Raw genomic sequence first — 22,925 nt, 5'->3', positions numbered from 1 at the left:
CTATTCCTATCTTAGCTTTATTAAAGTACAGTCAATATTTAAAAACGAGAATAATATGAAAAAGCTCACCTTAACCATAAGCAGTATTTTAGGCATTTCCCTATTATCCACTTATGCAAATTCGGCAAGTTTTGATTGTAATAAAGCTTCTACTTGGGTAGAAAAAGCTATTTGTAAAAGTCCTGAGCTTTTTAAGCTTGATGATGCCATGGCAAGGAAGTATAGAAAAAATCTTGCGAATGTACCCGATTACGAAGTTAGCAAAGATTATAAAAACAATGTTATTGCGGATCAACAATTATGGTTAAATTTTCAGCGTAATACCTGTAAAGATACCAAGTGCCTTATTCGTGAATATAAAGAGTATATCGAAGATAAAACATACGATGATTGGAACGATGATCTAAGCTCTTCTGACATGCCCGATAAAAATGCGTTTGGAGAATTTTCTAAAAAGCACCAAATTTCAATTTATAATCCTGAAACTAACCGTCAAGAAAATGCAGGAATGGCAAAAAATTCAGCAACTATCAACCGAGTCAATAATAAACCTTATCTTTCGCTCATTGAGGGCGATTTAATTTTTGATAATGCGCATACTTGTGGTATTGAAGACAGTGTAGCGACATGGTCACAAAATCACTGGGTAATTCATGATAATAGCCAAGATAAAGATGCTGAGCTAAGATTATACCCTGCCCCTTATAAAGGTAAAACTCAGTTACTATTAAAAGATATTAATTATCAATTTAGCTCGGGGCGTTGTGGTGTGCGTGGTTATTTTGACGGTATTTTATTAGAGCGTGAGAATTAAACGTAACACGCCATTAGATATTAAAAACAGAAATTGTGTGGGTTACGCTATCGCTAACCCACCCTACGCTTTTTTGTGGCAAACTTTTATCTATATCTTTATCTGATAAATCGTAGCTTTAAAGCTAATTGGAAATACGATTTAAATAACCAACTTCCACAAGCTGATTGTTTTTTATTTTAAAATTTCGTTTAGTTTCTTTTGTCGCACAACATCCTGGATCATCATCACCATACTCATACGAGGTAAGATTAATAACTCCTTTGTTCACATTATTGATTTTTGCATTCACGCCAAGTGGTACTGAACCCAATCGTTTAAACTGATTTTTGCCAAGTCCTTTAAACACCACCAGATCTGAACTGTGTGTTGTACCATGACAACTGGTTTTTTCACAATAAAAAAGTAGAGCTATAGCATCATTAATGCCATCAGCATTTATATCATTCATTACTATGTTTTGATCATTGAAATCAAATACCATAGGCTCATCGTCTAAATACTCTGAATCTTGAATAAAGGTTTTTTCACTTTCCAAATTTAAGAATTTCACGTTACTTATAATTTCTTGACTGATTGCTGATTTCAACGTTTGGGCTTGCGCCGACATACTAAAAGTAGCGGTAAGCAACGCACCAGCAGTCACTTTTAATAAAAAGCTCATGTTCATTTCCTTTGAAAAATAAATAGAGAAAACTAAAAATCCATTTGAATAGATTTATAATTTTATAAAAGTAACTAATGTTCTCGTTTAGCATCGAACTATAGACTATTTACATGAGGATGAACATAAAACTTTTATTGAGAGATTTCTTGCAAAAGATACAGCATACTTCTGAAATTGATGATATCAGCAAGCAGTTTAAATAATAAGTTTAGGGGGGATTACGCTATCACTAACCCCCTCTACTCCTTTAACCTCTTAAATCCCCGCCGCCACTTCAGCCCCATCTCTTATCGCTCGTTTGGCATCTAGCTCCGCCGCTAGTTTTGCGCCACCAATCAGATGATATTGCGCATCAGGCGCATCGCCAACATTCGGCATCAGCTCAACCACAGATTCTTGACCGGCACAGACCACCACGCTATCTACCCGCAATAGCTGACTTTGACCTTGGTTATTGGTGATCCAAATGCCTTCATTGGTGATTTTTTCGTACTGTGCGCCTGAGACTTGGATGACGCCATGCGATTTGACATGAGCGCGATGCACCCAGCCCGAGGTTTTATTGAGACCACTACCCAAGCGACCTTTGGTACGCTGTATCAGATACACTTGGCGCACAGGGGTAATGTCGCCAGTCTCAATGAGACCTCCTTCGGTTTGATAATCAGGGTCAGCAGTCACGCCCCACTCTTCCCGCCACTCGCTGACCGATTGCGCTTTTGGACGATACGTTGGGTCTTTTAACACCTCAGCGCCCAGCTCATCTAATGCCTGACCGTGATTGGCGGTGAGATATTCACTGACATCAAAGCCAATGCCGCCAGCACCGATGACCGCAACGGTATTACCGACTGATTTTTGCCCAGATAGCAATTCTGCATAGCTCATCACTTGCGGCAAGTCAGTGCCTTCTAGTTTGCCTTTTAGGCATCTTGGCACGACACCGGTTGCCACGATGACATGATGAAAATTGCCCGCCTCCAGCAATGCTTTGTCAACTTTGGTATTCAGCTTAACTTCAACGCCTAAATGTGCAAGTTCATTGATATAGTAGCGAATGGTCTCAAAGAATTCCTCTTTACCGGGGATAACTTTGGCGTAGTTAAACTGCCCGCCTAAGATATCTTTGGCTTCAAATAACGTGACGTTATGCCCACGCAAAGCAGCGACATGAGCGGCTGACATACCAGCAACCCCGCCCCCAATAACGGCTACATTTTTAGGTTTTTTAACTTTTTTATAGACCAATTCGGTCTCATAACAGGCTTGCGGATTGACCAAACACGTTGAGCGCTTATTCTCAAAAGTATGGTCGAGACAGGCTTGGTTACAAGCAATGCAAGTATTAATACGATCCACTTCTCCATTTTTGGCTTTATTTACCCAATTCGGATCGGCTAAGAATGGACGAGCCATTTGCACCAAATCCGCTTGACCACTGGCGATAATATTTTCAGCCGTATCGGGCATATTGATACGGTTTGCCGCCATGACTGGAATGCTAACGTGTTTTTTAATTTCGCTCGTAAAATCAACAAAGGCCGCGCGCGGAACGCTGGTCACAATCGTCGGTACACGCGCTTCATGCCAGCCAATACCGGTATTGATAATGGTCACGCCAGCCGCTTCTAAAGCTTTTGCTACCGTAATCACTTCATCCATGATGTTGCCGTCTGTCACTAAATCAATCACCGATAAGCGAAACAGAATAATAAAATCTTCGCCAGCTTCAGCGCGAACGGCTTTGACCACATCAACTGCAAACTTCATCCGATTATGAATATCACCGCCATAGTCATCAGTACGTTTATTCACATGACGCGATAGGAACTGGTTTAGCAAATAGCCTTCCGAGCCCATAATCTCAACACCATCATAGCCCGCTTGCTTGGCCAATCGTGCTGAGCGAGCAAAATCATTAACCGTTTGTTCGATATTCTTAATGCTCATTTTGCGTGGTTTAAACGGTGAAATGGGTGACTTAATCGGGCTTGCTGACACTACAAAGGGATGGTAACCGTAGCGACCACTATGCAAAATTTGCATAATCATTTTGCTGTCGTATTTATGCGCCGCTTTGGTTATTTTTTGATGGTTACGCACATCCATTTTGCTATTCATCGTACCGCCCGCAGGGAGCAACCATCCTTCACGATTGGGCGAAATACCACCGGTAATCATCATTGCCGCACCACCTTTGGCACGTTCGGCAAAGTACGCAGCAAGCTTACCGTAATTATAAAAACGGTCTTCAAGTCCTGTGTGCATTGAACCCATGACCACCCGATTTTTTAAGGTAGTAAAGCCCAAATCTAACGGCTCAAATAAATGCGGATAATGGGCGTTCTTATCGGTAGTGCTAATAGTAGCATCAATGGTAATGCTAGGATTGTGGCTTGCAGTATCGATGCGGGCGCTCATGTCATTATCCTTTTGAATCGATGGAAGAGTACTCTATCAATAAATAATATTAATAGACAGTTGTCACCTATCGTATCACACCGCCATTATTATCAGCCATTCATGCATGCGACTGACGAGTGAGCAATAATTGCTGTTCTTAAAAATTAATGGCGCACAGTGCAAAACGGTTACAAATTCATCTTACTTTTTAGTTCTACTTACCTATAATAATTATGAATACGCTCTCCAACCAATGGCACAAACCAACCGTTCTCATTTAGATAAAGGATTATCACAATGACCGACTTTCATACCGGACTTGGTAAAAATGATGCCAATTACCAACCGCTAACGCCCATTGATTTTATTATCCGTAGTGCGCAGGTATATCCAGACAAAACAGCTATTATCTATGATGACCTTGAACACAACCACTTTACCCAAACGTGGCAGCAGACTTTTACGCGCTGTCGGCAACTGGCGGACGGTTTGCGTAAGCTTGGTATTGATAAAAATGACACCGTCGCGGTGATGATGCCGAATACTCCTGCCATGGTTGAATGTGCGTTTGGCGTGCCCATGTCAGCGGGCGTATTGTGTACTTTAAATACCCGCCTTGATATTAATGCGCTCACTTTTTGCCTGCAACATTCTGAAGCCAAAGTGTTAATCATGGATAGTGAATTTGCCGACCTTGCCGAGCTGATTATTGAAACTTTCCCCAACTTAATCATTATTCATGCCACCGATATCGCTGTTAATGTGGAAAGGTTTGGGCAAATGAGTTATGAAGAATTAATCGACAGCGCAGACAATTTAGACAATTGGGAAAGACCGCTAGATGAGTGGGATGCGATTTCTCTTAACTATACGTCGGGTACAACAGGCACGCCAAAAGGTGTGGTCTATCATCATCGCGGTGCAGCACTTAATGCTATCTCTAATATACTAGATTGGGACATGCCCAAGCATCCGATGTATCTGTGGACGCTGCCATTATTTCATTGTAACGGTTGGTGCTTTCCGTGGTCTATCGCTGAGCGCGCAGGCGTTAATGTCTGTTTGCGAAAAATGGATGCGGATTTAATGTTACAGCTAATTGCCAAATATAAAGTCACCCATTATTGCTCAGCGCCCGTGGTTCATAACATGCTTGCTAATGGTAAACCTGAATATAAAGCCGCGATTACTCATAAGGTTAAAGGCTGGGTTGCCGGTGCGCCGCCGTCAGAGACGATGTTGGCACACATGGAAGAAATGGGCTTTGATATCACCCACGTGTATGGTTTGACCGAAGTGTATGGACCGGTGACGGTTTGCGCGGAACAAGACGATTGGGCGGCGCTCGATGTTGCCGCTCGCGCTCAAAAGAAATCTAGCCAAGGTGTTATATCACATCTCATGACTGGCTTTGACGTCTTTAAACAAGGCACCACCGAGCCAGTAAAAGCTGATGGTGAAGATATGGGCGAGCTTGCTCTGCGCGGCAATATGGTGATGAAAGGCTATCTCAAAAGTCGCAAAGCCACTGAAGCCGCGTTTGCTGACGGCTGGTTTCGAACTGGAGACTTAGGCGTTAAACAGCCTGATGGTTATATTAAAATTATGGACCGACTCAAAGACGTCATCATATCGGGCGGTGAGAATATTTCTAGTATTGAAGTCGAAAATGTCTTATATAAAATGCCTGCGATTCAAAGTTGCGCCGTCGTTGCTGCGCCCGATGATAAATGGGGCGAAGTACCGATTGCTTTTATCGAAATATATGACGGTAGCACCTTACAGCGTGATGCCGTGATTGAGCATTGCCGACAACATTTAGCAGGATTCAAAGTACCCAAGCACATTATTTTCGCTGAAATTCCAAAAACCAGTACGGGCAAAGTGCAAAAGTTCGAATTGCGTCAAGCAGCCAAATCAATGGCGCATGAAACCAGCAAAGTAACTATAAACCCAGAATAATCTTATAAAATAGTAAGTTATTTATGATAAAAAAGGTCACCCTAATAAAAGTTAGGCTGACCTTTTTACTTATTTTTAAAATTTGATATTAGTTTAATTTAGGCTCAAGCCATTGATATATCAGCATGCCAATAATCATGGCAGGAATAAAGACATAGGCTTGCCAAACTCCGGTACCAAGCATTACGATACCAGGTCCAGGGCAAATACCAACCAAGCCCCAACCGATACCAAATAGTATCGCCCCCATAAGCAGTTTTTTATTAATGGTGGTTTTAGTGGGCATCTCTATCGGTGTACCAATCCAGCTGATTTTTTGACGTTTCGCTATTTGTACGCCAACGATTGCCGCTATTAAGCCGCCACCCATCACTAGCGCCAATGAGATATCCCACGCACCAAACACGTCTAAGAACCCTTGTACTTTGGCAGGATTGGTCATACCTGATATAAGCAGTCCAAATCCAAATAACAACCCTGCTACTAGCCCAATCATATTTTTTAGCATAATTATCTCACTTGCCTCGACGCTTATTTTTAAATCAAGTAAATCCTAAAGAACGCCCAATAACTGCCGACCGATATAAACCGTCAAGATACCGAACCCTATAAAGGTCACCGTTGCTACCATCGACCGAGGCGACAGGCGCGCATTACCGCAAATACCATGACCGCTAGTGCAACCCGAACCGAGCCGCGTACCGAAGCCCACAATTAATCCTGCGGCGATTAATAATGGTAAAGAGTCAGTCACTTCCATTGCCGGTAATGTAGCAAACAGCTGATACAACAGTGGCGAAATAATCAGTCCGAGTATAAAAAGAACTTGCCACAGCTCCACTTTTTTGGGCTGAAGTAAGCTTGAAGCAATACCACTAATACCTGCAATACGCCCAATACCTAATAGCAAAATAACGGTTGCAACGCCTAATATTAAACCCCCTACTAACGAGATGGGCGTAAATACTTGCCAGTCTATCTGTATACTCATAACGGTCTACCTATGCTAATTTTTATAAGCGCTAGTTGAAAATATAACTTTAAAATCCAACTTTAAATCTATATGCTATTAAACATTATATTATAAAGTATAATAAATAGGTAAAAAAATACTGAACCCGATATGAATACCAGTGGCTCAGTATTTTTCTTAGCACTAATAATCTGTATTATTTAGCAAACTACTTATCAAATTAATGAGCAAATCATCTGCCAAATGTATGGGTTTATTTAGCCAATACTTGATTCAACACATCTTCAAAACGCTTAACCGCACCGTCAACGTCAGTCAGTTTATCAAAACCGAATAGACCTAAACGGAACGTTTTAAAGTTAGCTGGCTCATCACATTTTAATGGCACGCCCGCTGCGATTTGCATACCAAGCTCACCAAACACTGTACCTTTATTCATGTCATCACGCTCAGTGTAAGAAACCACAACACCTGGCGCTTTAAAGCCTTCAGCAGCAACACTTTCAATGCCTTTGCCTTCTAGCAAGGCACGGATTTTATTACCAAGTTCCCACTGTGCGTCACATAATTTATCTAGACCAATTTCTTTGGCTTCGTTAATAGTGTCACGGAATTGACGTAAGCTGTCAGTAGGCATAGTCGCATGATAAGCATGACCGCCATTTTCATAAGCACGCATCACGGTTAACCATTGTTTTAAGTCAAGGCTAAAGCTATTAGATTCGGTGCTTTCTACTTTTGCAACTGCGTTGTCACTTAACATCACAACACCGGCACAAGGGGTGCTGCTCCAGCCTTTTTGTGGCGCACTGATCAATACGTCAATACCCAATTCTTTCATATCAAGCCAGATACAACCAGAGGCGATACAGTCGATAACCAATAAACCACCAACGCTATGAACCGCTTCGCCCAATGCTTTGATATAGTCGTTTGGCAAAATGATACCAGCTGACGTTTCAACGTGTGGTGCAAAAACGATACCAGGCTTCAATTCTTTGATTTTAGCAACGGCAGTTTCGATATCGACAGGTGCAAATGGTTTTGGCGCATCGGTATCTTCAGTACGGTCAGCCGCTAGAACGGTAGTCGTGTTACCGATATTGTTCTTTTCTAAGATTTGCGTCCAACGATAGCTGAACCAACCATTACGGATGATGACGCAATCTTGGTTTTGTGCCAATTGGGCAGCTACTGCTTCCATGCCATAAGTACCAGCACCGGGAACGATAGCAACCGCATCAGCATTATAAACTGCTTTTAAGTCAGTTGATAAATCGTTCATCACTTGCTGAAAGGCTTTTGACATGTGGTTTAGAGCGCGGTCAGTATAAACTACTGAGTATTCTAATAAACCTTCTGGATCAATATCTTGACGTAATGCAGGCATGGGACATTCCTTGTTTGTTGTTAGATTATTTGCGGGTTGTTAAAATGTGGACACAGTTAAATATCGAATATAGCCCTATGAGATGATACAAAGACTCTACATATCGCTATGAGTACTGCTAATGATAGGTTCAACTAAGGGCGTTGCTAGAAAGTACGACACGGGGTTGACGATATAGCACTTTATCCTAGCGCTATTGCCGTTAGTAAGGGTATATCTGATGCAAGGCTATATATGCTATCAGTACCATTATCATTGCTGCGCGGTGACAGACAGATGATAAGAGGACTGTTTTGGCTCATATTCATTATTTAACTAAACTGGCTTAGCTAGACTTACTTAATGATAGTTATAACATGACCGTTATGATATGACTATAATCTTTCAGTAGACGGTTGGCTAAATTAAGCGTAACCGCGATATAAAGTAATGGTAACAGCCATAATATATTTTTATCAAATAAATCCTAATTTATAACTTAAATTAGGATAACTCTGACAGCTCGATATTAGCATTGATTATGAATGTTGACAATGATTTGTTCTATTAACGCTGATGATAAGCTAACGCTGACGATACGCGTCATGTAGACTGGATACTACAAAATTAAGCAAGTCGCTATCGCCTTCACGTGCCGCCTTACGCATAAGCTTTGATGGGGCGTGATTTAAGGTCTGGGTAAGACGCCGCGACAATTCAGTAATGACCTCTTCAGCACTGCTATCCCCTTGCTCAAGTTGAGTCAGCGAGGCAGTTAATAGCTGCGCTACTTGCTCCTGAGTACGGCTGCGATAGTGCTGAATGTCTTTACCTACTTGCCGCACTTGAAAGCGTCTTTCCATCTCAACCACCAGCTGACTGACCAAGAGTTCCGCATCAACCGCGGCTTGCCGGCGCTGCTCAAGATTACCAGCAATAACGTGCTGCAAGTCATCGACAGAATACAGATATACATCATCCATGCGGCTGATGGTCGGGTCAATATCACGCGGTACTGCCAAATCAATCATCAGCATGGGCTGATAACGACGACGTTTTAGCGCTTGTGCCGTCATGGTTTTGTCAATTAATATATCCATGCTACCACTACAACTGCTGATAATGTCTGCTTCTGCCAATACTTGTGGCAGCTCAGTGAGCGGATAAACATCCACGCGGCGATTTGGTTGCCGCAACGTCGCCGCTAAGGCTTCAGCACGCTCAGGACTACGATTACAGATAATAACCCGCCCCACCCCAAGCCCTGCTATATGGGTCGCTACTAACCGATTCATCTCTCCTGCCGCCACAACCAATAAGGTACGACTGGCTAGATTATCAAAAATTTGCGTGACTAATTTAGCAGCAGCAAAGCCAAGCGATACAGCGTGTGCGCCCACATTGGTCTCATTACGCACGCGCTTAGAAGCAGCAAACACCTGATCGATAATCCAGCTCAGCTGACCACTGATTGCCTGTTCGGTGTGCGCCAAATGTACCGCTTGCTTAATTTGTCCCAGTATTTGCGGCTCACCCAGTATCATGGAATCAAGCCCTGCTGCCACTCGCAACCAATGGGTAATCGCATGAGTATCGCGATGCACATATAGATACGGCTCAACCTCAGCAAGCGGTAGCTTTTTAAAGTCCGCTAGCCAATGCTTAATATGAGAAATATAGTCATTCATGGTTGCCACTGTGACACCAGTGTTTACTGTGGCTTCATTTCTACGATTGGTTTGGACATTATTAAGCGTATCGTTATTGAACTGAGGATGAGTAAGCGAGGCATTATCAACTGGGATATTATCGTCTAGTGGCATCAACGCATAGATTTCAGTGCGATTGCACGTCGATACAATGACACCGCCATCCGTAAAGCTTCTAAGTTGCCCAAGCGCGGTGTTCACATCGTCACCCACAAACGCCAAGCGCTCACGCAAAGCGACTGGTGCGGTTTTATGATTGACCCCAATGACCACTAATCTCATTATTGATAGACCATAAACATAATGCTCACGTACTTGTGAAGCTGCCACGCTGATTTAAAAAGCCTTATTAATTTCGGCTTGCAGCACACTGCCAACAGACACAGGTTATTGAGTCAATTATGCGATATTATTGATTTGAATAGATTGAAAACAGGCGGTGATAAATATAAAACCGCTTATTGTATCACTGTTAGTATTTTTATTTAATACTCAACGCAGTACTGCCATGTGAATTGTCTGTATTTGGGCAGACAAGCTACAAATCAATACCGATTGACTAATGATTAACAATGTTACGTGCAAATGTGTAACATGAGTAGTGTTGTTTACTGCGGTTATCTACTTCTATAATAGCTTTATTATAAGTCTATAATGTCTTTACGGTCACGTCTTAACCATCACGTCTTTACGGTAACCTGTCTCTTTATGGATGAATAATACGGTTTATGGCTTTTTTTGGGTTTCTGTTTCGCTTTATTGCCATGCGTAAAGGTCAATATTGCATTGAGGTTCTCTTGCGAATAATTATGAATAAACGGTTCCAGCGTCGTAAACCAACCTTGTTGTTGGGCGCTTTTCTGTTCCTTAATACCCCTGCACACGCGCATCTTTTAAGCCCGTTGTTCGACGCTTTGCTACCCAGCTCACTATTTATTAATAGTTCAACATCTAACAATTCAGCATCTGACCCCGCAAAGCCACAGACTAGCGAAAATCAAAATAGCCTTAATAATATCAATGAGACACATACCACCAAATCAACGGCAAATGTGAATGGCTTGCCATCGACCATGATATTAAAACCGACTCTAAATGAACCCAGCCTTTATGCGCTTTTAGATGCCGAGTTTGCTGCTGATCGCGGTAATACAGCGCGTGCCCTGACCATTTATAAGCAACAATCTTTTAAAGAAGATGCGACTGTGGTATTTGAGCGGGCACTTGGTTTATCACTGCGCAATGAGGATATTAACAGCTCGCTACAGTTTGCGAAAAAATGGCAAGACCAAAATCCTGACCATGTTCCTGCTTGGTTTTATGTGGCACATTTGGCGCTAAAAGCGCATGATTATACTTTAGCGGGAGAAACGCTAAGTCGTATTTTACGCTATGATCCACGCGCAGATTTGAGTGAGATTTTGATTGGGATTTATCCGACTACCGACAGCGACCAACGCGAGCTGCTTGCCGCCCTGCAACCGATTGACAGCCAACAAAACGCCTCATTATCGGTACTAAAAGCGGGCTTACTCTATCAATTTAACGAACCCGAATTAGCCCTTGTCCATATTGAGCGTGCCTTAATGAGTCAGCCGGACTATGTGCCCTTTATCACATTAAAAGCCGATATCTTACGTAAAATCGAACCTGCGGCAACGGTCATTAATTATGTGAGCCAAGCGCGTTTTCGTAATCCCGCGAGCAAAAGCTTATATCTGTATGAGATTCGTTACTTGCTAGATCTTAAGCAAAGCGATAAGGCGTGGAAGCTGTTGCTTGAGGCACATAATCGCTTCGATGACGATGCTGAAATCACCTTGTTAGCCGCGCTGGTGAGTTTAGATATTGAAGAATATCGTACTGCGGATACGCTGCTCAATATGCTGGCAAAAAACCCAACCTATCTTGATCAAGCTTATTACTATTTGGGCATTAGTGCTGAGCGCCAGCAGCGTTTTGAACAAGCAAAATATTATTTAAATGGCGTCATGCAAGAGGACTTAGTACTGGCGGCACGTAAAAAAGTGGTGGCATTTGAGCTGCTTAATAATAATGTTGATGCCGCTCTAGCCACACTAGAAACGCTACGCCAACAATTTGAAGTCTTTGCGCCTGAGAGCTATGTGCTGCAAGCGGACGTGTTATTACAGCAAGATGAGGCAGATGAGGCGCTACGATTGCTCACACGTAGCAGCCGTAAATATCCTGACAGTGAAATAATATTATTTGCCCGTGCGCAGTTGCTTGATGACGTGAAGGATTATGTAGTTAAGCGCACCTTGCTCAATCACTTACAAGCACTTGATCCGAGAGACTTGTCTTATCAACTGAGTTACGCAAAATTATTATTAGCTAATGACCGTAACTCCGAGCAAGGATTAGCGCTAGCAACTGCCATCATTCAGATTCGCTATGATGACCCACGCTATGACAATGAGCTGCACTTGCAGGCGTTAAATATATTGGCAAGTAGTGCCTTAGCCAACAATAATTACGCCCAAGTTATTGAATATTTACAAACTCCTTATGACGTCTTACCAAGCCTACGCTCAGGCGTATTATTGCTCCGAGCCTATCAGGGTTTGGGTGACAGTGACAAGGTAGCCGCACTATTAGCTGATTTACAACAGCGCTTTTCATTTGGAAAAGATGACGTCACTGACCGTATTCAGCTGTATTAAGCGCAATTTATGCCTAATCACTCAGCAATGACACACGCGGTTTATAAGAAAGAAACAACAGCGCATAACTGAGTAACAAATAACCGTTAAGCTTAGCTGTCAAAATGTTGATTGCCGCTTTTTTTAATGGATAGTCTTTGAGGAAATATCATGTCAGTTTTAAAAATATCTCATTATAACCTTACCAAATTAGCCACATTTGGCACTCTTACCGCGATGCTAGCATTTACCGCGGGCTGTCAATCACTACCTGCTAAAAATACCAGTACGAAACCCACGCCAACTATCCAAGCGCAAAAACTGGATAACTTCAATATCACGGGTAAAATTGGCGTCACTACACCGGCTAATGGCAGCACAAATGCCGCAGCCCAAGGCGGTAGTGCCTTCTATGCGTGGGGACAGCAAAATGAACGCTTTGCTATTGAGCTGATTGGCGCATTAGGAATTGGTAAAACCAACATCGAATATGACGGTCAAACAGCAACCTTAGTCAGCGAAAAAACAGGCGCACTTACCGCCAATAATCCTGAAACCTTGCTACAAAAAGCAACGGGTTGGCAAGCACCTATCTCACAAATGCCCTATTGGATTTCTGGACGTTCTGCACCGTCAGACAGCACCCCACAAACAGATGCGCAAGGTCGTCTCATTAGCTCAGTCAATGGCAATTGGACCGCAAACTTTACCTATAAAGGTAGTGATAAATTGCCCAATAAAATCAGTGCCGTTCAGCCACAAGGTCAAAAAGTAGTGATGACTATTAATCATCAAAGTCGCTAAATTAATCATTAAAGTGGCTAAACGAGTGACTGTTTTAGTAAGTATTGATTGTTTATAAAGACGGATTGTTGCTAGAGAGCACTTTTTATGACTGAAAATACAACGGTTCTACACACCCCTATCACCCGCTTATCACCTGCAAAAATCAATCTGTTTTTGCATATTACTGGTAAGCGTGCTGATGGCTATCATAACCTACAAACCGTATTTCGCCTGCTCGACTGGGGAGATTATCTGCATTTTGTAGTCACCGATCACTTAATAGTGACGGCTGTTAAAAGTGCTACCGATATTAATCATCTCAATACGCTCTGCGGGCAGCTACTCACAGTGGCGGGTGCTGACGCGATAACCACCAGCATAGCCGATAATTTAATCTTTAAAGCAGCACGCGCATTACTCACGTTTGCTATACAGTCAAATAAGCTACCTGAACAGCTGCCACACGTGCAAGTGACCTTAGATAAGCGCCTACCTATGGGCGCAGGATTGGGCGGCGGCTCATCCAATGCCGCAACCACCTTACTGGTATTAAATGAGCTTTGGCAGCTTAATCTTCATAGTGATGAACTTATGGCTATTGGCGCAAAAATTGGCGCTGACGTACCCATTTTTATCTTTGGGCAGGATGCCATTGCAATGGGTATTGGTGAGCAGCTGTCACCGATTGATTTGCCACATCAGCAGTATTTATTATTAACACCAAACGCTCATATTAATACTAAAGAGCTGTTCGCACACCCAAAACTACGCCGCGATATGAATGCGCTGACTACTGCGACGATTAATCAGCAATCAGCGCACTATACACAAGCGCTTGACGCCCCTTATCATAACGTCTTTACCGCAGTGGTCGAAAGTCTAGCGCCAGCGGTGACGCAAGCATTAGCCTATCTGCGTACATTAGAAACACAAGCCTTGGGGGTTGCAAGAATGACGGGGTCAGGCAGTGCTGTCTTTTTACCGGTAGATAGCAGCGTCACTGATAACCAAGAAATACTGGCAGAGTGGATAAATCATGCGCCTTGCCCTGCTTATCTGGTGAATAATTTATAATGTTCAGGACGACAATGTTCAGGGCTACGATATTTAAGGCTACAATATTTAGGGCTACGATATTTAAGGCTATCATTTTCAGGATTACCATACACAAATTATAGTGTTTAGGTCTATCTTCCAAACACTGGATTTAAACCTCTTTTACTGTATTACCGTTTAAACGATGGCATATAATAGGTTTTACGCTCTTAATTTGCTAAAATATCGACTGATTATGAATAAAAGCCCTAAAAAAGCGCAAATGACTTGCAAAAGCAAATTATTTATTTATAATAGGTCGCCACAATAGGGGTATAGCCAAGTTGGTAAGGCATCAGGTTTTGATCCTGACATCCGTTGGTTCGAGTCCAGCTACCCCTGCCATATTTTCAGTTTGTATTGCACAGATATAGGTTATCAACGATAACCTGTGTCATAGTAATTGACAACACCCTTCCAATTTCGGTATAGTTCGCAACGAACACCGTTAGGAAACCTTGTTTATTAGACAGCTTATCTGTTTATTAAATAAGTTAAAACGGCAGCAGCGTTATTCTAATATTAAACCATTAGACCGCAGCGTTTGCACAGCCTAGACGTTACAGGGGTATAGCCAAGTTGGTAAGGCATCAGGTTTTGATCCTGACATCCGTTGGTTCGAGTCCAGCTACCCCTGCCATTTTCTACGAATCATCCATCACAATTTTCTTAATTTGGGCAGTTTGACACTGCTTAGCGGTCTCTGCTTGAGTTAATCAATAGGACTTCAGTCATGCCTTATTTGGCGATTTTTACCGGTACTGCCCACCCTGAATTAGCGAAAACCGTAGCCGACCACCTCCATATTCCTCTTGGTAAAGCTGACATTACTCGTTTTTCTGACGGCGAAATTGCTGTGGAAATCAAAGAGCATGTCCGTGGTAAAGATGTCTTTATCATGCAGCCTACTTGTGCGCCATCTAATGATAACTTGATGGAAATCATGATGATGGCTGATGCGTTGCGTCGTTCAAGTGCCGGTCGTATTACTGCCGTAATGCCATATTTTGGTTATGCACGTCAAGACCGTCGTCCCCGTTCTGCTCGTGTGCCTATTTCTGCCAAAGTCGTGGCTGATATGCTCAATATTGTGAGCATTGACCGCGTGATGACCGTTGATTTGCACTCAGACCAGATTCAAGGTTTCTTTGACATACCTGTTGATAATATCTACGGCACGCCTGTTCTATTGAATGACCTACAAAAACAAGACTATGACAATATCATGGTGGTATCACCTGACGTTGGTGGTGTGGTTCGTGCCCGTGCTATGGCAAAACTATTGGGTGATACTGACCTAGCCATTATTGATAAACGTCGCGCCCGTGCGAATGAATCACAAGTGATGAATATCATTGGTGATGTTCGTGACCGCGATTGCGTCATCGTTGATGATATGGTTGATACGGCTGGTACGTTATGTAAAGCCGCTCAAGCCCTGAAAGATAATGGTGCACGTCGCGTGCTTGCCTACATCACTCATGCTGTATTATCTGGTGATGCGCTAAAAAACATCAGTGAATCATCACTCGATGAAATCGTGGTTACCGATACGATTCCGTTATCTGCTGCCGCAAAAGCTTGTAGCAAAATCCGTCAAGTATCTATCGCACCGATGCTAGCTGAGAGCCTACGCCGTATTAATAACGAAGAATCTATCAGCGCGATGTTTGAATAAGCTATTTGCGTCATTTATTTAAATAAATGAGCTGATTATCAAAGTATGTTGACTAACCCCTAGCACCAAGATCTGATATTGATATTAGACTTTTGGCGCTAGGGGTTATTTGTAAGCCTTTATTATTACTACGAAAGCACGTATAATGCGCGCCTGTGCTGACTATTTGTTCTATGTGAACAAAGCGGTACTAACATAAGTGCTGATCACACTACTCGACAACGTCTGCCACGATACGATATTTCATATCATGATGGATGATTGGCGGTAGCGGATAGTTTAATTTGTTGTGATTCATTGTATGATGGATGAGCACAACTTAGCATTATCATCACGCAATCGTGGATTGGTCGCAAATCCACTTTTTTATGATCAGACACTTCATCACTCTTTTATTAGGATTATATCCATGAGCATTAATCATTTTGCATTAAATGCAGTTGACCGTTCTGCCGAACTTCAAGGTAAAGGTGCGAGCCGCCGCCTACGTAAGCAGAATCTTGTTCCTGCAATCATTTATGGTGGCAACGAAGAGCCTGCATCAATCTCTATCAAAATCAATGAATTGGTAAAAGCGCTTGAATTTGAAGCCTTCTTCTCACATATTTTGACCATTACTGTTGACGGCGTAGAAGAGCAAGCGGTTATTAAAGCCCTACAACGCCATCCTGCTAAAGGTTTCCCAATGCATGCTGACTTCCAGCGCATTGTGAAAGGTCAAAAAATCAACATGAATGTTCCTCTACATTTCACTGGTGCTGAAGATGCACCTGGTACTAAAAAGTCAGGTATCTTATCTACAGTAGTTACTGATGTTGAAATCGTTTGCCTACCATCACAGCTACCTGAATATCTAGCAGTAGACGTATCTGGTATGGAAATCGGTGATTTGTTCAGGTTATCAGACATCAAACTGCCTGAAGGCGTGATCTTATTTGACCTTGATATGGAAGATGCACACGACCGTACTATCGTGAACATGCAGGCACCTACGGTTGAAGAAGTTGATACCGCTACTGTTGATGCTAGCGAAGTTCCTGCAACTGCTCAAACTAAAGATGCAGAATAATAAGCCTGCCGCATACTGCTCGTTAGACGCAAAAATGGCGTATTAGCAGCAGTCTGTTCGCTTGTTATTAAAACCAGCAGGGGATAAATGTCTCCTGCTGTTTTTGTAAGTGGCATTTGGAAATAAGCGCCGTTTGGAACGAGCGCTTTATTCTTGATGCTATAGAGCTTCATGCTCATCGCCCCTCCTTTCATATGACCATTTCCAACTTATTGATTACAAGCAGAGTACCCTCATGTCCATAAAACTTATCGTCGGTCTTGGTAATCCAGGTCAGCAGTATATGTTTACGCGCCATAATGCAGGATTTTGGTTCGTACAGCATTTAGCGCAGCAGTTCAACATTACGCTGAGCCCTGACAAAAAGTTCCATGGGGTGACAGGACGTGGGCAAATTCATGGTCATGATGTACGTTTATTATTACCGCTGACCTTTATGAATAAGTCCGGTGAATCCGTTGTGCCGATGGTTAATTTTTATAATATTGCGAATAATCAACTGCTGATTGCGCATGATGAACTGGATATTCCGGCAGGGAGCATCAAGCTGAAAACAGGTGGTGGTCATGGTGGACATAATGGTCTGCGTGATATCACGCCGCATATTGGTAGCGATTTTCACCGCTTGCGTGTCGGTATTGGTCATCCAGGGCATAAGTCGAAAGTCAGCGGTCATGTGTTGTCGAAAGCCTCTGCTAACGAGCAAATTGATATTGATAGTGCGCTTACTGTCGCTTTTGAGGCGCTACCGTTATTATTAGACGGTGATGTTGAGCGTGCCCGCGAAAAGATTAATGGCTTTAAGCTACCCGACTGATAGGGTCAGATATTTTTTAATTTGATAGAAGCACTTATTTTTAAAGTAACGTCTGCTTTAGCATCAGTGCTAACAGCAGCACGACTTTATATTTTAGAGTAGAACCAATAGTTGAAGTGAAGTTATCAAGACTTTCCCCGACCTTTTATTTCGTTCTATTCGTCCCCATTAACTGATTACTTTTGTTACGCTAAGGAAGCACTTTATGCTACTTAATATGCTGAAATGCAAATTGCACCGTGCCCGCGTCACGCATGCCGAACTCCATTATGAAGGCTCTTGCGGTATTGATAGCGATTTACTAGACCTTGCTGGTATGCGCGAAAACGAGTCGATTGACATCTACAATGTCACTAACGGCAAACGCTTTCGTACCTACGCCATACGCGCTGAATCAGGCTCAGGTATTATCTCTCTCAATGGTGCTGCTGCACACATGGCAGATATTGGTGATATCGTTATCATCTGCGCCTATGCCCATTTTGATGAAGCCGAAGCCGATACCTATCTGCCAAAACTGGTGTATTGCAACGAAGACAATACCGTTAAAGACACCGCCAATATCATTCCGGTACAAGTCGCTTAGTATTATTCAGATAGCCTGATAAAATGGTTAAGCAACAAAAAGGCTGAGTCTCAATGAAGACTCAGCCTTTTTTATTATTATATTTCAATTCCAAGCTATTTTACCTTTAAGCTATTTATCTTAAGGCTATTTATTTTTTTTCCGGTTTCTAAAGCCACGCCATAAGCCTTCTTGCTCTACTTTGGGCATTTTTAAAGTAATGGTATTGGATAGCATATCTTGTACCGCCAACCCGCGACTGTTAAACAGACAGAAGATATAGTTAAAGATAAACCCAAAAAATACACTGGTCAATAATACAGCACGTGAACCACCAATCAAACTCCCAATAACACCGCACAATAAAGGCATCAAACAGGCTGCTAGAATACGTCTAAATGATTGCCCCCAAGTGAGCAAATGACCCGCATTATTGACTGTTTTCAGCCGCCACGTTTGCATACCCAGCGTCTGACCACCACGACGCCAAAACATGCCATAGAAGCCCACCAGCGTCAGTACAAATGAGGGCGTCATAATGAAGTTCTGATACCATGTGGGCAATGACTGCGCCTGTGCCGAGTCTGTACCGGTTTGCATGGTCAGCAAAGTGCCAATAACAGTCAGCACCGTGCCTACCAAGAATAGCAATGCCAATATCAGCATCCCATCATAGACAATGGCAATAACCCGCTCCATTGGGTGTGCAATGACTGGTTCTTCGATATCTGGAGTGCGTCTTTGTGGCACTCTTCTTTGAGGTTTAGACTTAATAGACGTTTTTGGGGTACTTTTAGACATGGCACGAGCTCATAGCAAGCAGTGAATAATGTGGCTATTGTACCGTAATTTGAGGGCTTATCGGATATTATCCTAATAGCGGACTTGGACAATTAAAGATAAAGTAAGAAAGTAGAAAGTAATAGGCATAAAAAAACCGCCAAATTGTCATAAGACAGGCGATTAATTTAGTACTAACTTATTTCTCTATAATAGAGAGTGATGATGCAAATGGTGCGCTTGGAGAGATTCGAACTCCCGACCCCTTAGTTCGTAGCCAAGTGCTCTATCCAACTGAGCTACAAGCGCGTACTTTGCACATCATCTACTACGCGGTATTTAACTTTGTAGTAAATTAGGTTGCTTATTATATAGATAATTCAGTGGTTGTCAACATATTTTTTTATTAGAACTAAATTTTTCTGTTTTAACGTTTATTTAATATTGACAGGCTTATACTGTATTTTAAATCTAAAAATAAACTGAATATAATGGCGGTGAAGGAGGGATTCGAACCCTCGATACGCTTACACGTATGGTTCCTTAGCAGGGAACTGGTTTCAGCCACTCACCCACTTCACCGTACGATAAAAGACTCTTCGTATGACAACTAATTATCATATAAAAAACGGTATCGATGCTAATGATACGTCTTATGTCGTGGGCGAGTAGTATAACAAAAATTATAATAATTGCAAGGCTTCTCAACCGTTTTCGTGCTGATTTTATGATAATTTTAGCTATTTCATAAAATTAATCCAGTAATCACTGTTATTTATATGGTTTTGCCTTAAATTCTAGCGCATTTAGTATAAAAAATAAGCAAGCAGTCGCCTTGTACTATGGCTTTTTAAACATAGGCTAGCTATAGTCATGAGCCGTTATCCAATAACATTAAATGAACCCGTATTAAAACAATCAGTATTAAAGTTACAATATCTTAAGTTATTCAAATAATCATTCTAAAATAAAAAAGGAGAGGCTATGCGTCCAGTTGTGCTGTGTTTTTCAGGGTTAGACCCTTCAGGTGGTGCAGGGCTACAAGCCGATATTGAGGCGATTGGGCAAGCAGGGGCACATGCGGTGGTTGCCTGTACAGCTATTACGGTGCAAAGCTCACAGCGGGTTTTTGGTTTTGAAGCCTGTGACGCTGAATTAGTGAAAGCTCAAGCCACCACCGTGCTCAATGATTTACCAGTCGCCGTTATCAAGTCGGGTATGCTGGGTACGACAGATAATATCGCGATGCTAACGCAACTCTTTGCTGAGCAAATTATCTCAAATGCTATTCCATTTGTACTCGATCCGGTACTGGTTGCTAATAGCGGTGGTAGTTTGGGCGATGAGAAAACTTTAGTAGCAGCCTTTAGAAGGCTACTACCCTACGCCACCTTAATTACGCCTAATACGCACGAACTACGGGCATTAAGTGGCGAACAAGATTTGCATATTGGCGCACAGAAACTTTGCGCGCAAGGGACACGTGCCGTATTGGTTAAGACCTCGCATGATTTTGATAGCGGTGATATTGAACAGTACTTATATATCAAAGGCGAGATGGTGCATAAAAGTATCTTACCGCGCTTAGACGGTGAATTTCATGGTTCAGGCTGCTCACTTGCCAGCTTTATCGCTGGACGCTTAGCCGTTGGTGATGATTTGGTTGCGGCGGTTATTGCGGCTGATAACTGGATTACGCAAACGCTGCATGCGGCTGATGCGCCGCATCCCAATAATGCAAGTGCGCAATTGATACCCAATCGCTTTGTAAAAATTAATTAGCCTGAGTATTATGACATTTTGAATGATAAAAAATGCATAACCGTGAATATTACGTATAAAAAAAACGCGCTATCACTCAATGATAACGCGTCTTTTTATTTGAGATTTTTTGATCTCATTTAAATTAACCGTACTTAAATTATCGGCATTTAAATTAACTGCTTTTAGATTAACCGAGCATGGGCATAAAGTTTGAGGCAATACCACCAATGAAAATCTCTAATAAGTAAAAGGCAAAAAAGGCAATCATCGGTGACAAATCTAGCATGCCTAAGTTCGGCGTGATACGGCGAAATGGCGCTAAAATTGGCTCAGCTAGATTCATAATGATGCCAATAATCGGATGCTGAGACTGGGTAAAGACCACAATCCAACTGACGATGATTGAGCCAATCACTAAATATCGACACATGCGTAAAAAGTCGAGCACCAAACTTATGGAACCGGTAAAAAACAGCGGCACAGGCGCAATACCTTGATGCGTTAATGCGGCTTTACCCGCAATATCAATCAGCCGAATCAGGAACATTAAGACAATAGCGGCAAGGCTGATGCGACCGTGGGCGACCGTAGGAAAAATACGCCCAAAGACATCGACAATATGCGTGGCTTTATAAGCTGGAGCGACCAAGGGGTCACGGGCATCCATCCCCGCAAACTGGAGCATAAAACGGATAAACACCAATAGCATGGCAAAGGTGGTGACCAAATCGAAAATTTGTAATAACGTATTGTTCATGAAGCGCTACTCAATGTGCCTGTGTTAATAAATAAGAATAAAAGCCAGATTAACGGCGGCTAGATACTCGTGACTAGCATTGCTGCCAGTATTCATTTTTTATAATGGCTGTTTTTATAATGATTACTTTTATAGTGATTAGTTTTATAAAGACTGCCACTTTTATTGTCATACTATTTTTCTTATGAGCTTATTTCATCTCTTCGCTAAGTGCTTGGCTACGGTTATAACATGCTTGCATGGCTTCTGCGATTTGACGACCTACCTCATTACTCTGCATGGATTCTATCGCCGCTTGGGTCGTGCCATTAGGAGACGTGACTTTGCGGCGTAGCTCAGCTGGAGTATCTTGACTATCACGCGCCATGGTTGCTGCACCTAAGACTGTTTGCATGGCGAGCGCTGACGCTTGTTCTTTATCCAGTCCCAATGCAACCGCACCATCAATCATCGATTCAATAAAGTAAAATACATAAGCAGGCGCAGAACCTGCAACTGCGGTCACGGCATGCATTTGCGCTTCATCGTTTACCCACATGGTGAGACCTGACGCTGCCATCACAGCGGTTGCCAGCTGTTTTTGGGCGTCAGTGGTGGCGTCAGTGCCATAGAGACCGGTTGCTCCCATTTGTATGGTGGCAGGGGTATTCGGCATGGCACGTACGATAGTTTGATAGCCACCCAACATCTCGGATAATAAATCTGTTGATAAACCTGCCGCCACCGAAATCACCAACTGCTTATCTAAAGCATCAGCAAACTCACTGACGACCGCTTTCATCATTTGCGGTTTGACTGCGAGAATGACCACATCGGCATCTGTCACTGCTGCTTTAGAGTCAACTTTTGCATCAACGACATTTATCTGCTGCGTAGTGAAAATATCACGGGTATTAGCACTCGGCGCTGATACGGTAATCAGCTCAGGCTTGACACCGCAGGCAATTAGCCCGCTAATCAAGGCTTGCGCCATGTTACCACCACCGATAAAGCTTATTTTTTTATTATCCAAGTCGCTGTTCAATACTGACATACCACGCTCCTAATGACCGTC

At 42.5% G+C, this 22,925-nt stretch carries 20 protein-coding genes and 4 tRNA genes; 12 read left to right on the top strand and 12 right to left on the bottom strand.

Translation table 11 applies throughout. The features are described from left to right. The first annotated feature begins 55 nt into the window (after window positions 1-55). Entirely contained in the window at window positions 56-814 is a 759-nt protein-coding gene (locus tag AOC03_RS07420) for a lysozyme inhibitor LprI family protein (protein ID WP_062534691.1), read from the top strand. Between the two features lie 124 nt (window positions 815-938). Here AOC03_RS07420 and AOC03_RS07415 read toward each other — a convergent pair whose 3' ends face one another. Then, window positions 939-1,478, bottom strand: coding sequence for a hypothetical protein (locus tag AOC03_RS07415; RefSeq protein WP_062534689.1), 540 nt, complete (start codon window positions 1,476-1,478; stop codon window positions 939-941). 258 nt (window positions 1,479-1,736) lie between these two features. After that, complete coding sequence (locus tag AOC03_RS07410; RefSeq protein WP_062534687.1) at window positions 1,737-3,902, bottom strand: NADPH-dependent 2,4-dienoyl-CoA reductase; 2,166 nt, start codon at window positions 3,900-3,902, stop codon at window positions 1,737-1,739. 279 nt (window positions 3,903-4,181) lie between these two features. Here AOC03_RS07410 and AOC03_RS07405 point away from each other — a divergent pair, with 279 nt between their 5' ends. Next, window positions 4,182-5,846, top strand: coding sequence for an AMP-binding protein (locus AOC03_RS07405; protein ID WP_062534685.1), 1,665 nt, complete (start codon window positions 4,182-4,184; stop codon window positions 5,844-5,846). Between the two features lie 88 nt (window positions 5,847-5,934). Here the strand turns inward: AOC03_RS07405 and AOC03_RS07400 are convergent, their stop codons facing one another. From AOC03_RS07400 to hemA, 4 genes are all read right to left on the bottom strand, one after another. Beyond that, window positions 5,935-6,354 (bottom strand): DUF6691 family protein, encoded by a 420-nt coding sequence (locus AOC03_RS07400; RefSeq protein WP_204247901.1) that lies wholly within the window; start codon window positions 6,352-6,354, stop codon window positions 5,935-5,937. A 45-nt stretch (window positions 6,355-6,399) separates the two neighbouring features. After that, complete coding sequence (locus tag AOC03_RS07395; RefSeq protein ID WP_062534681.1) at window positions 6,400-6,837, bottom strand: YeeE/YedE family protein; 438 nt, start codon at window positions 6,835-6,837, stop codon at window positions 6,400-6,402. Window positions 6,838-7,072: 235 nt separating this feature from the next. After that, entirely contained in the window at window positions 7,073-8,209 is a 1,137-nt protein-coding gene (locus AOC03_RS07390; protein ID WP_062534679.1) for an aminotransferase class V-fold PLP-dependent enzyme, read from the bottom strand. A gap of 563 nt (window positions 8,210-8,772) precedes the next feature. Then, complete coding sequence (hemA, locus tag AOC03_RS07385) at window positions 8,773-10,179, bottom strand: glutamyl-tRNA reductase (RefSeq protein WP_062536591.1); 1,407 nt, start codon at window positions 10,177-10,179, stop codon at window positions 8,773-8,775. Between the two features lie 527 nt (window positions 10,180-10,706). Between hemA and AOC03_RS07380 the strand changes: the two genes are divergently transcribed. The 7 genes from AOC03_RS07380 to AOC03_RS07350 all read left to right on the top strand — a co-directional run bounded on the left by AOC03_RS07380 (window position 10,707) and on the right by AOC03_RS07350 (window position 17,188). After that, window positions 10,707-12,581 carry a hypothetical protein gene (locus AOC03_RS07380; protein WP_227514208.1) on the top strand — a complete coding sequence of 625 codons (1,875 nt, stop codon included), beginning with the start codon at window positions 10,707-10,709 and terminating at the stop codon, window positions 12,579-12,581. A gap of 150 nt (window positions 12,582-12,731) precedes the next feature. Next, complete coding sequence (gene lolB, locus AOC03_RS07375) at window positions 12,732-13,364, top strand: lipoprotein insertase outer membrane protein LolB (RefSeq protein ID WP_062534675.1); 633 nt, start codon at window positions 12,732-12,734, stop codon at window positions 13,362-13,364. A gap of 87 nt (window positions 13,365-13,451) precedes the next feature. After that, window positions 13,452-14,420, top strand: a complete 969-nt coding sequence (gene ispE / locus AOC03_RS07370; protein WP_062534672.1) for a 4-(cytidine 5'-diphospho)-2-C-methyl-D-erythritol kinase — start codon at window positions 13,452-13,454, stop codon at window positions 14,418-14,420. 290 nt (window positions 14,421-14,710) lie between these two features. Beyond that, a tRNA-Gln gene (locus AOC03_RS07365) sits at window positions 14,711-14,786 on the top strand. A gap of 219 nt (window positions 14,787-15,005) precedes the next feature. Next, a tRNA-Gln gene (locus AOC03_RS07360) sits at window positions 15,006-15,081 on the top strand. A gap of 93 nt (window positions 15,082-15,174) precedes the next feature. Beyond that, entirely contained in the window at window positions 15,175-16,119 is a 945-nt protein-coding gene (locus tag AOC03_RS07355) for a ribose-phosphate pyrophosphokinase (RefSeq protein ID WP_062534670.1), read from the top strand. A 409-nt stretch (window positions 16,120-16,528) separates the two neighbouring features. Further along, window positions 16,529-17,188 (top strand): 50S ribosomal protein L25/general stress protein Ctc, encoded by a 660-nt coding sequence (locus AOC03_RS07350; protein WP_062534669.1) that lies wholly within the window; start codon window positions 16,529-16,531, stop codon window positions 17,186-17,188. On the opposite strand, the gene AOC03_RS07345 is transcribed toward AOC03_RS07350, so the two are convergent. Next, window positions 17,167-17,367 (bottom strand): hypothetical protein, encoded by a 201-nt coding sequence (locus AOC03_RS07345; protein ID WP_062534666.1) that lies wholly within the window; start codon window positions 17,365-17,367, stop codon window positions 17,167-17,169. The two genes, AOC03_RS07350 and AOC03_RS07345, sit on opposite strands and share 22 nt — an antisense overlap. A gap of 56 nt (window positions 17,368-17,423) precedes the next feature. Here AOC03_RS07345 and pth point away from each other — a divergent pair, with 56 nt between their 5' ends. After that, on the top strand, window positions 17,424-18,005 hold the full coding sequence (pth, locus tag AOC03_RS07340; RefSeq protein ID WP_062534664.1) for an aminoacyl-tRNA hydrolase: 582 nt from the start codon (window positions 17,424-17,426) through the stop codon (window positions 18,003-18,005). Between the two features lie 205 nt (window positions 18,006-18,210). Beyond that, window positions 18,211-18,591 (top strand): aspartate 1-decarboxylase, encoded by a 381-nt coding sequence (gene panD / locus AOC03_RS07335; protein WP_062534662.1) that lies wholly within the window; start codon window positions 18,211-18,213, stop codon window positions 18,589-18,591. Between the two features lie 126 nt (window positions 18,592-18,717). Here the strand turns inward: panD and AOC03_RS07330 are convergent, their stop codons facing one another. The 3 genes from AOC03_RS07330 to AOC03_RS07320 all read right to left on the bottom strand — a co-directional run bounded on the left by AOC03_RS07330 (window position 18,718) and on the right by AOC03_RS07320 (window position 19,932). Continuing rightward, on the bottom strand, window positions 18,718-19,371 hold the full coding sequence (locus tag AOC03_RS07330) for an RDD family protein (protein ID WP_062534660.1): 654 nt from the start codon (window positions 19,369-19,371) through the stop codon (window positions 18,718-18,720). 211 nt (window positions 19,372-19,582) lie between these two features. Then, window positions 19,583-19,659, bottom strand: a tRNA-Arg gene (locus AOC03_RS07325). Window positions 19,660-19,842: 183 nt separating this feature from the next. Beyond that, window positions 19,843-19,932, bottom strand: a tRNA-Ser gene (locus tag AOC03_RS07320). 402 nt (window positions 19,933-20,334) lie between these two features. Between AOC03_RS07320 and AOC03_RS07315 the strand changes: the two genes are divergently transcribed. Further along, window positions 20,335-21,132 (top strand): hydroxymethylpyrimidine/phosphomethylpyrimidine kinase, encoded by a 798-nt coding sequence (locus tag AOC03_RS07315; protein ID WP_062534658.1) that lies wholly within the window; start codon window positions 20,335-20,337, stop codon window positions 21,130-21,132. Between the two features lie 169 nt (window positions 21,133-21,301). On the opposite strand, the gene AOC03_RS07310 is transcribed toward AOC03_RS07315, so the two are convergent. Further along, complete coding sequence (locus AOC03_RS07310) at window positions 21,302-21,871, bottom strand: YggT family protein (RefSeq protein ID WP_062534656.1); 570 nt, start codon at window positions 21,869-21,871, stop codon at window positions 21,302-21,304. Window positions 21,872-22,061: 190 nt separating this feature from the next. Then, complete coding sequence (proC, locus tag AOC03_RS07305; RefSeq protein WP_062534653.1) at window positions 22,062-22,904, bottom strand: pyrroline-5-carboxylate reductase; 843 nt, start codon at window positions 22,902-22,904, stop codon at window positions 22,062-22,064. Window positions 22,905-22,925: the final 21 nt, after the last annotated feature.

It is taken from the genome of Psychrobacter urativorans (assembly GCF_001298525.1).
GTDB classification, from domain to species: domain Bacteria; phylum Pseudomonadota; class Gammaproteobacteria; order Pseudomonadales; family Moraxellaceae; genus Psychrobacter; species Psychrobacter urativorans_A.
Note: the sequence above shows the minus strand (reverse complement) of the source record. Positions and strands in the feature narration are given on the sequence as shown.

Bases quoted from the DNA above. Each gene is read 5' to 3' on its own strand.
- AOC03_RS07420 (WP_062534691.1), top strand. From the start codon at position 56: ATGAAAAAGCTCACCTTAACCATAAGCAGTATTTTAGGCATTTCCCTA.
- AOC03_RS07415 (WP_062534689.1), bottom strand. From the start codon at position 1,478: ATGAGCTTTTTATTAAAAGTGACTGCTGGTGCGTTGCTTACCGCTACT.
- AOC03_RS07410 (WP_062534687.1), bottom strand. From the start codon at position 3,902: ATGAGCGCCCGCATCGATACTGCAAGCCACAATCCTAGCATTACCATT.
- AOC03_RS07405 (WP_062534685.1), top strand. From the start codon at position 4,182: ATGACCGACTTTCATACCGGACTTGGTAAAAATGATGCCAATTACCAA.
- AOC03_RS07400 (WP_204247901.1), bottom strand. From the start codon at position 6,354: ATGCTAAAAAATATGATTGGGCTAGTAGCAGGGTTGTTATTTGGATTT.
- AOC03_RS07395 (WP_062534681.1), bottom strand. From the start codon at position 6,837: ATGAGTATACAGATAGACTGGCAAGTATTTACGCCCATCTCGTTAGTA.
- AOC03_RS07390 (WP_062534679.1), bottom strand. From the start codon at position 8,209: ATGCCTGCATTACGTCAAGATATTGATCCAGAAGGTTTATTAGAATAC.
- hemA (WP_062536591.1), bottom strand. From the start codon at position 10,179: ATGAGATTAGTGGTCATTGGGGTCAATCATAAAACCGCACCAGTCGCT.
- AOC03_RS07380 (WP_227514208.1), top strand. From the start codon at position 10,707: ATGAATAAACGGTTCCAGCGTCGTAAACCAACCTTGTTGTTGGGCGCT.
- lolB (WP_062534675.1), top strand. From the start codon at position 12,732: ATGTCAGTTTTAAAAATATCTCATTATAACCTTACCAAATTAGCCACA.
- ispE (WP_062534672.1), top strand. From the start codon at position 13,452: ATGACTGAAAATACAACGGTTCTACACACCCCTATCACCCGCTTATCA.
- AOC03_RS07355 (WP_062534670.1), top strand. From the start codon at position 15,175: ATGCCTTATTTGGCGATTTTTACCGGTACTGCCCACCCTGAATTAGCG.
- AOC03_RS07350 (WP_062534669.1), top strand. From the start codon at position 16,529: ATGAGCATTAATCATTTTGCATTAAATGCAGTTGACCGTTCTGCCGAA.
- AOC03_RS07345 (WP_062534666.1), bottom strand. From the start codon at position 17,367: ATGAGCATGAAGCTCTATAGCATCAAGAATAAAGCGCTCGTTCCAAAC.
- pth (WP_062534664.1), top strand. From the start codon at position 17,424: ATGTCCATAAAACTTATCGTCGGTCTTGGTAATCCAGGTCAGCAGTAT.
- panD (WP_062534662.1), top strand. From the start codon at position 18,211: ATGCTACTTAATATGCTGAAATGCAAATTGCACCGTGCCCGCGTCACG.
- AOC03_RS07330 (WP_062534660.1), bottom strand. From the start codon at position 19,371: ATGTCTAAAAGTACCCCAAAAACGTCTATTAAGTCTAAACCTCAAAGA.
- AOC03_RS07315 (WP_062534658.1), top strand. From the start codon at position 20,335: ATGCGTCCAGTTGTGCTGTGTTTTTCAGGGTTAGACCCTTCAGGTGGT.
- AOC03_RS07310 (WP_062534656.1), bottom strand. From the start codon at position 21,871: ATGAACAATACGTTATTACAAATTTTCGATTTGGTCACCACCTTTGCC.
- proC (WP_062534653.1), bottom strand. From the start codon at position 22,904: ATGTCAGTATTGAACAGCGACTTGGATAATAAAAAAATAAGCTTTATC.